A 14787-nucleotide genomic window follows, 5' to 3' on the forward strand; every position below is an offset into this window, starting at 1 on the left:
CTAATGCAAGTGATAAAAAAATAGAGAGAAGAACAGGAAAGGAGATTTATCAATTACGCGGCTAAACGAAAAGGACTTGACGCTTACAAAGATTTAGAAAAAAAGATAAGGCACTATTTATAACTGAATGGTGATTTCTAATATATAGGGAACGTATTTATTTACTAAGTATTAGTGAGGAGTTCCGGAAGAATTATATGGAGGATTTATGAAAAAACAAAAAGAAAAGAAGCAGACATATATATCTATTCGATTAAATATAATGTTCCTTTGCATATTTCTACTATTCTCAGCTATTATTATGCAACTAGGAAAAGTACAAATTGTTGAGGGAGAGGCTTATAAGAACCAAGTGGAAAGCAGTCAAAATGCAACAACTAGTATTCCGGTTCCACGTGGACAAATTCTTGATCGAGAAGGGAAAACAGTTGTTAATAATAAATCTCTTCGTACGATTACGTATACAAGAAAGAAAGGGATTACGAGTGAAGATATTTTAAAAACAGCAAAAGACTTGGCGAAAGTACTTGAAATGCCCGAACAAGATATAAATAAGTTAACTGATATTGATAAAAAGGATTTCTGGATGCAGTTGAATACGAAACGTGCGGAGACAAAGATTGCTAAAAAAGATATTGAAAAGTTTAAAGAAAAGAGAATAGAGGGAAAAGAGTTAGATAAAAAAATAGAAGACTTAAGACGAAGTCGCGTTACAGAAGTAGAATTGAAAGAGTTAACAGCACAAGATTTAAAAGTGTTAGCTATTAAAAGTAAAATGAGTTCAGGTTATCAACTGACACCACAAATTATTAAAAAAGATGTAACAGATCAAGAGTATGCGCGGATAAGTGAAAGGCTTGCGGAGTTCCCAGGAGTAGATGCAACGGTTGATTGGGAACGGAATTATGTATATGGCAATTTATTTCGTTCAGTATTAGGAAATGTTACGAGTAGCGAAGAAGGTCTGCCAAAAGAACACTTAGATTCTTATTTGGTACGTGGATATAACCGTAATGATCGTGTAGGAAAAAGTTATATTGAACAACGGTATGAAGATGTATTACACGGCACAAAAGAAGAAGTGAAAAATATTACTGATAAATCAGGTAACATTATAAACACAGAAATAATCTCTAAAGGAAAAAGTGGTAACAGTTTAACATTAACGATTGATATGGAATTACAAAAGAAAGTGGAAGAAAGTATAGAGAAAAATTTGAGAGCTTTTAAGAGTTCAGAGCCACTGTTGGACCGAGCTTTTGTCGTCATGACGAATCCAAATAACGGACAGATTTTATCTATGGCAGGCAAAAAGCTTGTAGAAAAAGAAGGGGAAATAGAGATTGAGGATTTGGCATTAGGTAACATGACAACTTCGTATGAGCTAGGATCAGCTGTAAAAGGTGCAACTTTATTAACTGGCTACGAGACAGGGGTAATACAGCCAGGAGATCAATTTTATGATGCACCGATGAAATTTAAAGGTACACAAGCCAAGAAATCGTGGAATGTATCTGGATTTGGTAATATTAATGATTTACGAGCTCTACAAGTATCTTCGAATGTATATATGTTCCAGACAGCTTTAAAAATTGCGGGAGTTAATTATGTACCAAATGGTTCATTGGATATTAAACAAGGTGCATTTGATACGATGCGCTATTATTTCAAGCAATTTGGATTAGGCGTGCCAACAGGAATTGACTTACCAAATGAAATAATTGGACAAACTAGAAAAGTAGATAGTCAACCAGGTTTTTTATTAGATTTTTCTATCGGTCAGTATGATACGTATACGCCGTTGCAATTGGCACAATACATTTCAACGATTGCTAATGGCGGTTATAGAATGCAACCTCAAATTGTACAAGAAATACGAGAGCAATCAATAAAAGAAGAGATTGGGAAAGTTATACACTCCATAGAGCCTGTCGTATTAAATCGAATTGATATGAAGACAGAACATATCGATCGGATAAAAGAAGGCTTTAGATGGGTATTCCAAGAAGGTGATGGAACTGGCGTGAAGTATTTCAAAAATGCTTCATATAAACCAGCAGGAAAGACAGGGACAGCTCAAACTGTATATGGTGGAGATGATCCAATTGGTAGAAATGCAAAAGGAGAACGTATGGAATGTTACAACTTAACATTAGTTGGATATGCTCCATATGATAATCCAGAAGTAGCGTTTTCTGTAGTAGTCCCATGGCTTCATAATGATAAAAGTGGAATTAACTCTATAATAGGAAAGGAAGTTTTAGATGTATACTTTGATTTGAAACAGCAACGTATGCATGGTGAAGCTGCGAGTACAGATAATTCTAATCTAAATTAGTAAAATTTGAGTACTTTTCTCAGGGGAAGAGACCCTGTTTATATAAAATCCTTTATTAGTTAAAGGAAGATTTGAAATAAAAGATAGCAGCTATCATAGTTGCTATCTCTTATTTTTGTTAATATCTTGGCTTCTAGTTAGAAAGGTTTTAAATTTATGGAACAAACTTGTTTCTTAGGTTGTCTATTATGTATACGTATCAAAACAGGTGTTTAAGTTGGATAAAGTGTATTGAATATAATACTTGTTTTCAGTATTGAAAATTTGAAAGGAATGATGGTTTTGAAAAACAAGAAAATGCTAAAATTAGGAATGTGTGTTGGTATATTAGGTTTAAGTATTACAAGCCTAGCAACTTTTACAGGAGGGGCATTGCAAGTTGAGGCGAAAAAAAATCCAGGACAAGTGAAACATAAAAATCATGCGACGTATCAAGAATTCTCTCAACTCGAGAAAAAATTTGATGCACGATTAGGTGTGTATGCTATTGATACTGGTACTAATCGAACAATTGCTTATCGATCTAACGAAAGGTTTGCCTTTGCATCAACCTACAAGGCGTTAGCGGCAGGGGTATTACTACAGCAAAACTCAATTGATAAATTAAATGAAGTTATCACTTATACGAAAGAAGATTTAGTTGAATATTCACCCGTTACAGAGAAACATGTAGACACAGGTATGACTCTTGGGGAAATTGCAGAGGCAGCTGTTCGTTCCAGTGATAATACTGCAGGGAACATTTTATTTCATAAAATAGGCGGACCTAAAGGATATGAAAAAGCGCTTAGACAGATGGGTGATCGAGTTACTATGTCTGATCGATTGGAGACAGAGCTAAACGAGGCTATTCCGGGGGACATTCGTGATACAAGTACAGCAAAAGCAATTGCTACCAATCTTAAGGCTTTTACAGTCGGAAATGCACTTCCAGCTGATAAACGTAAAATCCTAACAGAGTGGATGAAAGGAAATACAACAGGAGACAAACTTATTCGTGCAGGCGTACCAACTGACTGGGAAGTTGGAGATAAGTCTGGAGCTGGAAGTTACGGGACACGAAATGACATTACTATCGTTTGGCCGCCAAATAGAGCACCTATTGTCATCGCAATTTTATCCAGTAAAGACGAGAAAGAGGCTACCTATGATAATCAACTAATTGCAGAGGCAGCTGAAGTTGTAATCGATGCTATTAGGTAATAATCTCTTAGTTATCTCATTTCTTTACCAGATGTTATTGAAAGTATAAAATTAGAAAACGATTCTTTTTCGTGTGAAAAGAATCGTTTTTTGTATTTTTATTATTAAAACGATAAAAACAAAAAAATGAATAGATATTACGTATCCGGTATAAAAATAGATAAGGAGTGACTTTTTTTATTATCAATAATGATAGATCATGATAATTAGAATTATAAGGAATATGATTTTTAACATGTTTTTATCTGTTGTTGTATATATATTATTTTTGGATTTCAAATGAAATTTCTTTAGCTGCTTCTAAAGCTATTTTTTTAGCTTCTGTTTTAAAATAGGATGCTGCTATAACGTATCCATATCGATGTCCCATTGATGTGGGTGGTTTTAGAAAAGTTCCTTTTTTAGGTTTTATATAAACTTTCTCTACACCAGGATATCTAGAACTACGATTTTTCCCTGTAACTCGAATTAGTTTTCCTTTAGATTTAACTGTTAGGTAATGAGCATACACATATTTATGATGTTTTTTATTTAGTGAAGGTTTATCTCCTAACATTAATCGAATAGTTTCTTGTACTAAGTTGATTCCATGTCCAATTTCAATTATGTCATTCATTGCTCCACCTGATATTCTAGGGTTTATCTCAATTAATTTCCAAACATCTTTTATTCTCCGGAGTTCTAGATGACAAGCTCCATTTTTCATATTAAAAGCCTGAATAACAGAATTAACTGCATTGAAAAGACTATTGTATAGTTTTTTGTCTACCTGTCCTAGTAAAGAATAACCAGTAACAATAAAGCGTTCAAAAAGTGTAATTTCTTGTTCAATTACTGCTATAATATGGACTTTTCCATTTTGAACTAAAATTTCGACTAAGTACTGAGGTCCATCTATATATTCTTCAAGTAGAATTTCTTCATTAGGTAGTTTTTTTAAAAGACTTTGTATAGATAAAATTAATTGATCTTTATTTTTTACTAATAATACATCTTTTGATCCTGTTGATTTAGGGGATTTCACAATAAGAGGGAAATTTATCTTATTAGTTTTTTTAAAAAAAGATGATAATGATTCTGTTGGTTTGTAAATTAAATAGTTGAGTGAGATTGGTAAATCTTTAAGTACATTACGAGTTAATATTTTGTTTTCCATATGATGGATAGCTTTAGTAGATACAATATTTGAGCAAAATTTTTCTGATAAACGTGCAGCCATATAAACATAAGGGTCAATAAAACTAAAGATCCCTTTTATGTTTTTTCCTGATTTATTTAATTTTTCAATTGTTTTAATTATATTATCATAATCATTTATATCAGTGAAAATCATCTGATGTACATCAGGGAATATAGTGCGTTCATTAATAAACTTTGTTTTTTTAGTTAATAGAACAGTAAAGAAATTAAGTTTTTCAGCTGCTTTGATTGCTTCCCTACTTGATCCAGATTTATTTGTTTCAATGAAAACGATAGTATCCATTTTATGTCACCTTAACCTTTATCATTTATCATTTTATAAAACCTCAGGTTTATTATTTCTATAGGTAGAATATTAAAATGAGGTTAAGCTTGTTCGGGATTTTTCGAAAAATGGTTGAATGAGGGAGAACATGAATATATATATAATGAATTTGATATTTGTTTTGAAAAAGATCTTTAGAAAGAAGGGAAGAAGAACTAACATGACTATAATTGGTATGCTTCACCATCGGAAAGATCCGAATGACGTAAAGAAAGCATATACTTACGCTGCTGTAGCTAAAGCTGAAGGTGTGGACTTTTTTTATTTTACTTTAGGGAAAGTAAATTTAGAAACGAAGAAGATTTTAGGTAAAGCTTATGAAAATGGTAAGTGGATTGAACAAGAATTTTCTTTTCCAGATGTTATTTATAATGCAAGTGTTCATATCAGTGATAAAAATCAGCAAATCTATGATTATCTACATGAAAAAGTTCCTTTTACAAGTCATTCAATTGGAAATAAATTAAGTGTATATAACAGAATAAATAGAGCAAAAAAATTTAAGCAATATCTTATTCCTTTTTATGAATTAAATGATGTTAATAAGTTTTTTGACATGATTAATCGTTATGAAAAACTTATTATTAAACCAATTTCTGGACATCAAGGTAGTGGTATTGTTTTCATTGAAAAAAATGGGATGAATTACAGTATGAATGAGTCAGAACAAATTTCATCTATTAATAAAAAACAATTACGGAGCTTTATATCTGATAAGATTCAAGAGCAAGGATACATAGTTCAACAGTTTATTTCATGTCAAATGAAATCTGGTCATGTTTATGATTTTCGATTGCATGTTCAAAGAAATGGGGAAGGCAGGTGGGTTGTTACTTCTATATTCCCGAGAATAGGTCCATTAGGAAGTATTGTATCAAATATGGCTAAGGGTGGTTATAGTACTTATTTAGATGTTTTTTTAAAAGCGGAGTTTGATAACGATTGGTATAATATTAAAAGGTATTTAGAAAGATTTGCAGTAACTTTTTCTAACCATTTTAATTCTTTATTTAAGGATGTATTATTTGATGAGTTAGGAATTGATGTAGGGATTGATAAAGATCAAAAATTGTGGTTATTTGAGGTGAATTGGAGACCAGGGGTACCTAATATATTTAATCTTGAATTAGATGTAGCTAGAAATTTAATTCACTATGCTAGATATTTGGCTGATAAATCTAAATAAGAAAAGGAAAGTAGAAAAATAAAATGAAACTTAGAAACCTTTATATACCAATGTTTCTACTAATCTCTCATTCTATATCTTCTAATGCATCCCGAAATTCGGCGGATGCTGGACTGTCGTCAAGTCGACGTACCTAATACGAGGTAAATACCGGAAACGGATAATACACCCCTCATTGTGGGTGGGGGCACATATTTATAAAAAAATACGCTTGTCCAATCCATTATCATTCTCCAGTCATTTAATATTACAAAGGGGGGAGAACATGGAAAACAATGAAAAAATCACGTTTCGATTTGTAAAAAAAGATAGAGAAGAAATTAATTTGGGAAATCTTGCTGACAAACGAAAAATTGTCATTGTCATTAATAATCAGATTACATTTGCACCGAATACAACACAAATTGCCAGTGGAGCCGGACAAAATAGTGCAGCAGGAAGTAATGCAGCAATCGATTCATCGAATACCCGACAACAAGGAACGGTGGGCGCTGGAGGCGAAGCTATAAATAAAGGAATTAGTGGGGACCAGATTGAGCCGCATAAAAAGAAAAAAGAAACTTCGGATGAAGAGGAAGAATTTGTAATTATCATCAATAATCAAATTAATAAAACCCGTAAGGAACAGGCTGGTGCTACTCAAGTGGCAAGTGGTGGTGGAGAAGACAGTGCAGCAGGAACCAATGCTGCCATCGAAAGTTCTAATACCAAACAGCAACATGCAGTGGGAGGCGGAACGGATAGTTCGGCAGAAAATGCAGGTGAAGAAGGCGACCAAATAGAAAAATGCGATTAAAGAAAAGAGGCTGTAATTATTTCGCAGCCTCTTTTTCTTATTATGGATTAATTGGTCTATTACTTACCCAACCAAATTTGGAATATATTTAATATCTTGATGCATCATATACTGTCCATAATCCTATCTGTTGAGAAGTATTTGGACTTTTATATACTGCGATTGATCCATAAGATTTTCTATGACAAGCTAAAGTATTATTAATATATACTGCAAGGTTATAAGGCTGAAAGTGTATTTTATAAAAAAAGTTGTAGCTTCGGATTTTGATGATGCGAAAAATCAAATTCGTCAACAGTATCCAAATGTACATATTCGAGCTGTTTCGATTATCGATAATCCATATAATAACGAACAATAAGAACGGCAAGGAACCAAGGAATAATTTTGGGGATTTTCCCCGTTATCTCAGTCTTCAATTAGACTTGCTAATCTTGTGTGTTTAACACGAATTATACTACTAGGTTTTCTAGGGGCAGTCATGTTTGGAGGAATAATGTTTACTATTTCTTCGCTTGTATAAAGCTTGGTACTTATAATAAAGGACACTCGTTTAGGTGTCTTTTTTTGTTTTTATTAAGGAAATCCAAGTTTCAGATAGAGGATGAACAAGATTATCGCTTCATAGTTACCCATTTTTATTGTACTGTGTAACTGTGATGAAAGAAATACAATAAAAGAAGCGATAGTAAAAACCAAAAATGAAACGCAGCCAGATAGATAGTAGGTATTACTATCCCATAGGCTTGAATTTTTAAAGGAGTATGTTGAGGAACGAATAGATTTAGTTTTATCGGGACACGTTCATGGTGAGCAAGTTAGATTACCATTTTTAGGCGGATTAGTTGCTCCAAATCAAGGGATATTCCCTAAATATACAGAGCTGGTTTATATGAAGAACAAAATACGTCTATGATCGTAAGTAGGGGATTAGGCAATAGTATCATTCCGCAAAGAATTTTTAATAGGCTGGAAATTGTAATCGTACAGTTAAATTGAACTGTACGATTTTTGTATGTACAAGTTTACACTAGAATTTTGTTAAAAATTTTCTACGTTACATAAAGTAACAAATTTTGACCTGAAGAGTCTGTTATAGTGTAAATAATCAAAAAAAAACAAAAATTATTCGAGTGAAAAGTGTGATAAGGAATTGATGTAAAAAAACTTAAAGGGGTGTGTACACATGCATAAAGAATTTGAAATTGAAGAGTATACGGCGATTGAGGAACAAATTCATTATTATTGTAAATGTTTATTAGTAAGTCATCCGGATCAAATTATAAAATACTTAGAAAAAAGATTAGAAAAATATGCAGAAACATTACAATATGCACATTTATATCCCGATACAGTTATTTTACCGTTACAACAATTAGTAATTGAATATTCATTAGACGTTGCTAGAATTAGAAAGTATATGAATTTAAAAACATAAAAATATATAATTCAAATGAAACAGAGTCGACTTTCAGAAAAAACATTCTAATGTCGACTCTGTTTCATTGATTAAGATGTGAATTAAAAATAAATACTAACCAATGAAGTTTGACATATAATTACGCAAGAGTAAAATAAAAGTGAGTACTCACTCATTTTGTGGAAAAGGGGGATTTTGAGTGCAACAACCTTCAATTATTTTACGAGATGTATCAAAAAGTTTTGGAAAAAAAGAAGTATTGCATAACATTTCATTGCAAGTAGAAAAAGCAGGGATTTTTGGTTTGGTTGGACCTTCCGGATCAGGAAAAACGACGCTCATTAAAATGATTGCAGGTATTAATGAGGCAACTAAAGGTGAGGTGCTTGTTTTCAATACAAGCATGCCTAAGTTAAGTGAAATGAAAAGAATTGGTTATATGGCTCAATCTGATGCATTATACGAAGAACTATCAGCGTATGAAAATGCAGATTTTATTGCAACGATGTATGGTTTAAAAGGTAAGCGTAAGAAAGAGAGAATTGTAGAAGTTTTTGAACTTGTGCAATTATCCGAGCATATGAAAAAGCCAGTACAGCAATTTTCAGGGGGAATGAAAAAGCGTTTATCATTGGCGATAGCACTACTTCATGAACCGGAAATATTAATTCTAGATGAACCAACAGTGGGGATAGACCCGCTACTTCGAAAATCAATTTGGGAGAAGTTTTATGATCTAAAAAAGAAAGGCACAACTATTATTGTAACGACACACATTATGGATGAAGCGGAGTTTTGTGAACGTCTAGGGTTAATTAGAGAAGGGAAATTAGTTGCGACTGGCACACCTGAGGAATTGAAAAAACAAACATCATCTGGACGAATTGAAGATGTCTTTTTATTAGAAGAGGTGGCTGAGTGATGAGAGTTAATGGTGTAGTTATCCGTATTATTCGTCAGTTTTTTCGAGATAAGCGTTCGTTAGCTATGATGTTTGGCGCACCAATGTTATTACTTTGGTTATTATCTCTCGTATTTACACAAAAAGATTATATACCACATATCGCTGTAGTGGATGTACCTGCACCAATAGTAAAAGCAATGCAAAATCAAGAAGCGTCAATTTATGAGTATAGTAAAGAAAAGGCATATTCCGAATTAGAAAAGCAAAAAGTAGATGCAGTGATCCGTTTAGAAAATGGAAAAATGAGTCTATTGTTAGAAGGCAGTGATTCATCAAAAAATCGTGCTGTACTTCAAGTATTGCAAAAGAGCACAGAGAAGAATGATGTATCGATTATGAAACCTGAAGTGGAGTATTTACACGGTTCTAAAGACTTTACGATGTTTGATGGGCTTGGACCAGTATTAATCGGTTTCTTTACATTTTTCTTTGTATTCATATTGTCAGGAGTATCTTTCGTAAGAGAACGTTTAAGTGGCACTTTAGAAAGGTTATTGTCCACTCCAGTAAGAAGATGGGAAATAGTTGTAGGATATATTATTGGTTTTGGAATCTTTGCATTTATTCAATCTATTATTATCGTAAGTTTTTCAGTTTATATTTTAGACCTTTATGTAGCTGGCTCTATATGGCTAACGCTACTTACTACATGTATGTTATCTTTAACTGCACTTACATTAGGTACATTTTTATCAGCATACGCAAATAATGAATTTCAAATGATCCAGTTTATCCCGCTTGTTATCGTGCCGCAAGTCTTCTTTTCTGGTTTATTCCCATTGGAATCTATGAACAAGTGGTTACAAATGTTAGGAAAACTATTTCCACTCACATATGGTGCCGATGCAATGAGACAAGTCATGATTCGAAATCAAGGATTTTCAGAGATTGCATTAGATCTCACTGTTTTACTTCTTTTCTCATTAGTATTTGCAGTTGGAAATGTATTTGCATTAAAGAAACATCGCAAAATATAATGATGAAAAAAGGAGCTATATAAATGGAGAAAGATTGGCTTGAAGAATTAGTTGCTGCAACAAATACTGATAAAAAAAATGAACGTCAAATGCGTATATTAGAGGCAGCTGTTGATATGTTTGGAGAAAAAGGGTACGCTTCAACCTCAACAAGTGAAATTGCAAAGCGAGCTGGTGTAGCGGAAGGAACAATCTTCCGCTACTATAAAACGAAAAAAGATTTATTGTTAGCGGTCGTCATGCCGACCTTAACAAAGTTCGCCGCACCATTTTTCGTACAAGCTTTTGCAAAAGAAATATTTAAAACTGAGTATGAATCGTATGAAGGACTTTTAAGAGTAGTAATACATAATAGATTTGAATTTGCGAAAAAGCATTTTCCAATGATAAAAATATTAATTCAAGAAGTGCCATTCCAGCCAGAACTAAAAAGTGAAATACAGCAATTAGTAGAAACAGAACTACTTTCACATTTTAAAAAGTTGATTGTAAAGTTTCAAGAAGAAGGGGAAATTATTGAAATTCCATCATCTTCCGTATTACGTCTTACTTTATCAGCTGTATTAGGATTTCTTTTAACGCGGTTTTTATTATTGCCTGAAGAAAAATGGGACGATGAAGTGGAAATGGAGAATACGATTCAATTTATATTGTACGGATTAACACCACGGAGGTAATATGATGCGCCAATTTGCTAAACCGAAAATTGTTGTAAGTAAATGTTTAGAATTTGATGCTTGTCGTTATAATGCAGAGATGATTCCAGATATAACAATACGAAATTTGCAGCCATTTGTTACGTTTATCCCGGTTTGTCCAGAAGTAGAAATTGGTTTAGGCATTCCTCGCGAAACGATACGAATAGTAGAAGAAAATGGGGTAAATAGACTTGTGCAACCGTCGACGCGTGAAGATGTAACTAAAAAAATGGAGCAGTTTTCAAATGACTTTTTACAAACGATATCCGATGTAGATGGTTTTATTTTAAAGAATCGTTCGCCAAGTTGTGGTACACGTGATGTGAAAATTTATTCTGGTTTTGAAAAAGCGCCAGCAAAAGGAAAGGGATCTGGATTATTTGGCGGAGCAGTAATAAAAAAATTTTCGCATCTTCCAATTGAAGAAGAAGGTAGATTGTCGAATTTTATTATTAGAGAACATTTCTTTACAAGGTTATTTACAATCGCATATTACAAAGGGATTAAACATAATAAAAATATGAAAGACCTTGTATCGTTTCAGTCGGACAATAAATATTTATTTATGGCATATAATCAGGTAAAACAAAAGGAATTAGGGCGTATTATTGCAAATCAAAAAAACGAAACGATTGAAGTGGTATTTGAAAACTATGAGAAGACTTTATATGAATTATTTATGCGCACACCCCGCTATACATCGAATGTAAATGTATGTGAGCATATTTTTGGATATTTTAAAACTAAGCTGAAAAAACAAGAAAAAGATCATTTTTTAGATTTGATACAAAAGTATATAGAAAAGAAGGTCCCGCTCAGTAGCTTACTTGCAATTTTAAAATCGTGGGCTCTTCGATTTGATGAAAAGTATTTATTAAGACAAACATATTTCGAACCATACCCTGAATCTTTAGTAGAGATTTCAGATTCGGGAAAAGGTAGAAATTATTAAACAATAAAATACATAATTCGACACGAAATTCCTATGTTGTTGTAGAACAATGTAGGAATTTTTTCGTGCATTAGTACAGAATCTGTTTTAAAATTAAGTTATGACAGAATTGTAGCAATTGTCTAACTAGTATTCTTGTCTTTTAAGAAGTAATGTTTGTAGTAGAAACTCGCACGCTGTCGAAACTCAATATTCGATAAGGGGTGTGTAGCGGAATGGAATTTACTCTAACTCGCGAAAAACAAATGATTAAAGAAATGGTACGTGACTTTGCTGAAAAGGAAATCGCACCGAAAGCTGTGTATTATGACAAAACTGCGGAATTTCCATATGAAACATTTCAAAAAATGGGCGAACTAGGATTATTAGGCATCCCATTCCCAGAAGAGTATGGAGGTTCAGGTGGCGATACTGTATCTTACGCGCTAGCGGTTGAAGAAATTGGTCGTGCTTGTGGTGGTACTGGTTTAAGCTATGCTGCAACAATTTCATTAGGTGCTTCTCCAATTTACTATTTCGGTACAGAAGAACAAAAACAAAAATATTTAGTTCCAATGGCGTCAGGTAAAACATTAGGTGCTTTCGGATTAACGGAGCCAAACGCTGGGTCTGATGCAGGCGGCACACAAACGAAAGCAATTTTAGATGGCGATGAATATGTGATTAGTGGTGAGAAGTGTTGGATCACAAACGCAGAGTATGCAAATACAATCATTGTAACCGCTATCAATGGTGTTGAAGACAATGGTAAAAAACGTATTTCTGCATTTATCGTACCGACTACTAGTGAAGGATTAACGATTTCAAGTCCTTACGATAAGATGGGTGTTCGCGCTTCTAATACTTGTGAAATCGTACTTGATGGTGTGCGTGTACCGAAAGAAAATATTCTTGGTGATGTAAATAAAGGATTCAAACAATTCTTATATACACTTGATGGAGGACGTATTTCAATCGCAGCATTAGCTGTTGGTATTGCGCAATCTGCATTTGAACGTGCATTGCAATATGCGAAAGAACGTCAACAATTTGGAAAAACAATTTCTAATTTCCAAGCGATTCAATTTAAATTGGCTGATATGGCGACTGAAGTGGAATTAGCGCGTAATTTAGTACATAAAGCAGCTTGGTTAAAAGATAATGATAAACCTTTCGGTAAAGAAGCGGCTATGGCAAAACTATTTGCATCTGAAGCAGCAAGTCGTATTGCAAATCATGCAGTACAAATTCATGGTGGATATGGCTACATGCGTGAATATGAAGTTGAACGATATATTCGTGATGCAAAACTGTTAGAAATTGGTGAAGGAACTTCTGAAATTCAACGTCTCGTAATTGCAAGACATTTAGGATGTAGATAAAAAGGAGGAATCACTATGTTTCAAAAAATATTAATTGCGAATCGCGGGGAAATCGCAGTTCGTATTATGAAAACTTGTCAAAAACTTGGCATCCGCACTGTTGCTATTTATTCTGAGGCTGATGAAAATGCCCTTCATGTAAAAATGGCAAATGAGTCTTACTTAGTAGGTGGTCCACGTGTCCAAGAAAGCTATTTAAACCTTGAAAAAATTATAGAAATAGCTAAGAAGACGAATGCTGAAGCAATCCATCCGGGGTACGGATTATTATCAGAGAATCCATCTTTTCCGATTCGCTGTAAAGAAGAAGGAATCGTATTTATCGGTCCTTCAGAAGAAATCATTACTAAGATGGGAAGTAAAATTGAATCACGTATAGCAATGCAAGCAGCAGATGTACCAGTAGTTCCAGGTATTACTACAAATATTGAAACTGCTGAAGAAGCAATTGAAATTGCAAAACAAATTGGTTATCCATTAATGCTTAAGGCATCCGCGGGCGGCGGAGGCATTGGAATGCAGTTGATGGAAACTGAGCAAACGCTCACCAAAGCGTTTGAAAGTAACAAAACAAGAGCACAAAATTTCTTCGGTAACGGAGAAATGTACTTAGAGCGCTATATAGCTGATGCGCACCATATTGAAATTCAGCTTTTAGCGGATACACATGGTAATACAGTGTATTTATGGGAACGCGAATGTTCCGTACAGCGCAGAAACCAAAAAGTGATTGAAGAAGCGCCTTCACCGTTTTTAGATGAAGGTACACGAAAAGCGATGGGAGAAGTTGCTGTACAAGCTGCTAAAGCTCTTGGTTATACGAATGCTGGTACAGTTGAGTTTCTTGTAGATGATCAAAAGAACTTTTATTTCTTAGAAATGAATACGAGATTACAAGTAGAACATCCGGTTACAGAAGAAATTACTGGGTTAGACCTTGTTGAACAACAACTACTTATCGCATATGGTGAGAAGCTATCATTTACACAAGATGATGTAAAACGTAGTGGTCATGCCATCGAGGCTCGTATTTATGCAGAAGATCCGAAAACTTTCTTCCCATCACCTGGGAAAATTACAGATCTAACGTTACCGACAAATGTACGCATTGATCACTTCTTAGAGAATCAAGTAACGATTACACCTTTCTATGATCCAATGATTGCGAAAGTTATCGCTCATGGGGAAACTCGTGAAGAAGCGATTTCAAAATTACAGGATGCACTGCAAGAATTAAAAGTAGAAGGTATTAAAACGAATACATCGATGCTACTACAAGTATTAGAAGACGATGTGTTCAAAAGCGGTATTTATACAACAGGTTTTGTAACGAAACAACTTGTTAAAAAATAAGAGTTATGAATATT

At 33.7% G+C, this 14787-nt stretch carries 13 protein-coding genes and 1 pseudogene; 13 read left to right on the forward strand and 1 reads right to left on the reverse strand.

The window, feature by feature from the left end; genetic code table 11:
- The first annotated feature begins 208 nt into the window (after positions 1 to 208).
- Both COI75_RS23860 and bla read left to right on the forward strand, forming a co-directional pair.
- A complete protein-coding gene (locus tag COI75_RS23860) occupies positions 209 to 2338 on the forward strand; it encodes a peptidoglycan D,D-transpeptidase FtsI family protein (protein WP_000744261.1) in 2130 nt (709 codons plus the stop codon).
- A gap of 276 nt (positions 2339 to 2614) precedes the next feature.
- The gene (bla, locus tag COI75_RS23865) at positions 2615 to 3541 is read left to right on the forward strand and encodes a class A beta-lactamase Bla1 (RefSeq protein WP_033658012.1); all 927 of its coding nucleotides are present in this window, start codon (positions 2615 to 2617) and stop codon (positions 3539 to 3541) included.
- 262 nt (positions 3542 to 3803) lie between these two features.
- On the opposite strand, the gene COI75_RS23870 is transcribed toward bla, so the two are convergent.
- Positions 3804 to 5024 (reverse strand): ATP-grasp domain-containing protein, encoded by a 1221-nt coding sequence (locus COI75_RS23870; protein WP_000379774.1) that lies wholly within the window; start codon positions 5022 to 5024, stop codon positions 3804 to 3806.
- A gap of 130 nt (positions 5025 to 5154) precedes the next feature.
- Between COI75_RS23870 and COI75_RS23875 the strand changes: the two genes are divergently transcribed.
- The 11 genes and pseudogenes from COI75_RS23875 to COI75_RS23920 all read left to right on the forward strand — a co-directional run bounded on the left by COI75_RS23875 (position 5155) and on the right by COI75_RS23920 (position 14773).
- Positions 5155 to 6252 (forward strand): YheC/YheD family endospore coat-associated protein, encoded by a 1098-nt coding sequence (locus tag COI75_RS23875; RefSeq protein ID WP_002095634.1) that lies wholly within the window; start codon positions 5155 to 5157, stop codon positions 6250 to 6252.
- 265 nt (positions 6253 to 6517) lie between these two features.
- Positions 6518 to 7048 (forward strand): hypothetical protein, encoded by a 531-nt coding sequence (locus COI75_RS23880; RefSeq protein WP_000429663.1) that lies wholly within the window; start codon positions 6518 to 6520, stop codon positions 7046 to 7048.
- 232 nt (positions 7049 to 7280) lie between these two features.
- A complete protein-coding gene (locus COI75_RS27475; RefSeq protein WP_000273586.1) occupies positions 7281 to 7409 on the forward strand; it encodes a hypothetical protein in 129 nt (42 codons plus the stop codon).
- A gap of 291 nt (positions 7410 to 7700) precedes the next feature.
- Positions 7701 to 8047, forward strand: a pseudogene (locus tag COI75_RS27480) (metallophosphoesterase); the annotation flags it as partial.
- A 187-nt stretch (positions 8048 to 8234) separates the two neighbouring features.
- On the forward strand, positions 8235 to 8486 hold the full coding sequence (locus COI75_RS23890) for a hypothetical protein (protein WP_000548596.1): 252 nt from the start codon (positions 8235 to 8237) through the stop codon (positions 8484 to 8486).
- A gap of 181 nt (positions 8487 to 8667) precedes the next feature.
- On the forward strand, positions 8668 to 9390 hold the full coding sequence (locus COI75_RS23895; protein ID WP_001187061.1) for an ABC transporter ATP-binding protein: 723 nt from the start codon (positions 8668 to 8670) through the stop codon (positions 9388 to 9390).
- Entirely contained in the window at positions 9390 to 10409 is a 1020-nt protein-coding gene (locus COI75_RS23900; protein ID WP_001265607.1) for an ABC transporter permease, read from the forward strand. Before COI75_RS23895 ends, COI75_RS23900 begins: the two co-directional genes overlap by 1 nt.
- A 23-nt stretch (positions 10410 to 10432) precedes the next feature.
- The gene (locus COI75_RS23905; protein WP_000409824.1) at positions 10433 to 11086 is read left to right on the forward strand and encodes a TetR/AcrR family transcriptional regulator; all 654 of its coding nucleotides are present in this window, start codon (positions 10433 to 10435) and stop codon (positions 11084 to 11086) included.
- Between the two features lie 4 nt (positions 11087 to 11090).
- Positions 11091 to 12059, forward strand: a complete 969-nt coding sequence (locus COI75_RS23910) for a YbgA family protein (protein WP_001248613.1) — start codon at positions 11091 to 11093, stop codon at positions 12057 to 12059.
- Positions 12060 to 12274: 215 nt separating this feature from the next.
- Positions 12275 to 13420: an acyl-CoA dehydrogenase gene (locus tag COI75_RS23915; protein WP_000397265.1), complete on the forward strand. Its 1146-nt coding sequence runs from the start codon at positions 12275 to 12277 to the stop codon at positions 13418 to 13420.
- 15 nt (positions 13421 to 13435) lie between these two features.
- On the forward strand, positions 13436 to 14773 hold the full coding sequence (locus COI75_RS23920) for an acetyl-CoA carboxylase biotin carboxylase subunit (RefSeq protein WP_000486764.1): 1338 nt from the start codon (positions 13436 to 13438) through the stop codon (positions 14771 to 14773).
- Positions 14774 to 14787 lie beyond the last annotated feature (14 nt).

Origin of the sequence: Bacillus cereus, assembly GCF_002564555.1 — a bacterium.
Lineage (GTDB): Bacteria > Bacillota > Bacilli > Bacillales > Bacillaceae_G > Bacillus_A > Bacillus_A cereus_K.

Bases quoted from the DNA above. Each gene is read 5' to 3' on its own strand.
- COI75_RS23870 (WP_000379774.1), bottom strand. From the start codon at position 5,024: ATGGATACTATCGTTTTCATTGAAACAAATAAATCTGGATCAAGTAGG.
- COI75_RS23905 (WP_000409824.1), top strand. From the start codon at position 10,433: ATGGAGAAAGATTGGCTTGAAGAATTAGTTGCTGCAACAAATACTGAT.
- COI75_RS23910 (WP_001248613.1), top strand. From the start codon at position 11,091: ATGCGCCAATTTGCTAAACCGAAAATTGTTGTAAGTAAATGTTTAGAA.
- bla (WP_033658012.1), top strand. From the start codon at position 2,615: ATGGTTTTGAAAAACAAGAAAATGCTAAAATTAGGAATGTGTGTTGGT.
- COI75_RS23860 (WP_000744261.1), top strand. From the start codon at position 209: ATGAAAAAACAAAAAGAAAAGAAGCAGACATATATATCTATTCGATTA.
- COI75_RS23920 (WP_000486764.1), top strand. From the start codon at position 13,436: ATGTTTCAAAAAATATTAATTGCGAATCGCGGGGAAATCGCAGTTCGT.
- COI75_RS23890 (WP_000548596.1), top strand. From the start codon at position 8,235: ATGCATAAAGAATTTGAAATTGAAGAGTATACGGCGATTGAGGAACAA.
- COI75_RS23875 (WP_002095634.1), top strand. From the start codon at position 5,155: ATGAATATATATATAATGAATTTGATATTTGTTTTGAAAAAGATCTTT.
- COI75_RS23915 (WP_000397265.1), top strand. From the start codon at position 12,275: ATGGAATTTACTCTAACTCGCGAAAAACAAATGATTAAAGAAATGGTA.
- COI75_RS23900 (WP_001265607.1), top strand. From the start codon at position 9,390: ATGAGAGTTAATGGTGTAGTTATCCGTATTATTCGTCAGTTTTTTCGA.
- COI75_RS23880 (WP_000429663.1), top strand. From the start codon at position 6,518: ATGGAAAACAATGAAAAAATCACGTTTCGATTTGTAAAAAAAGATAGA.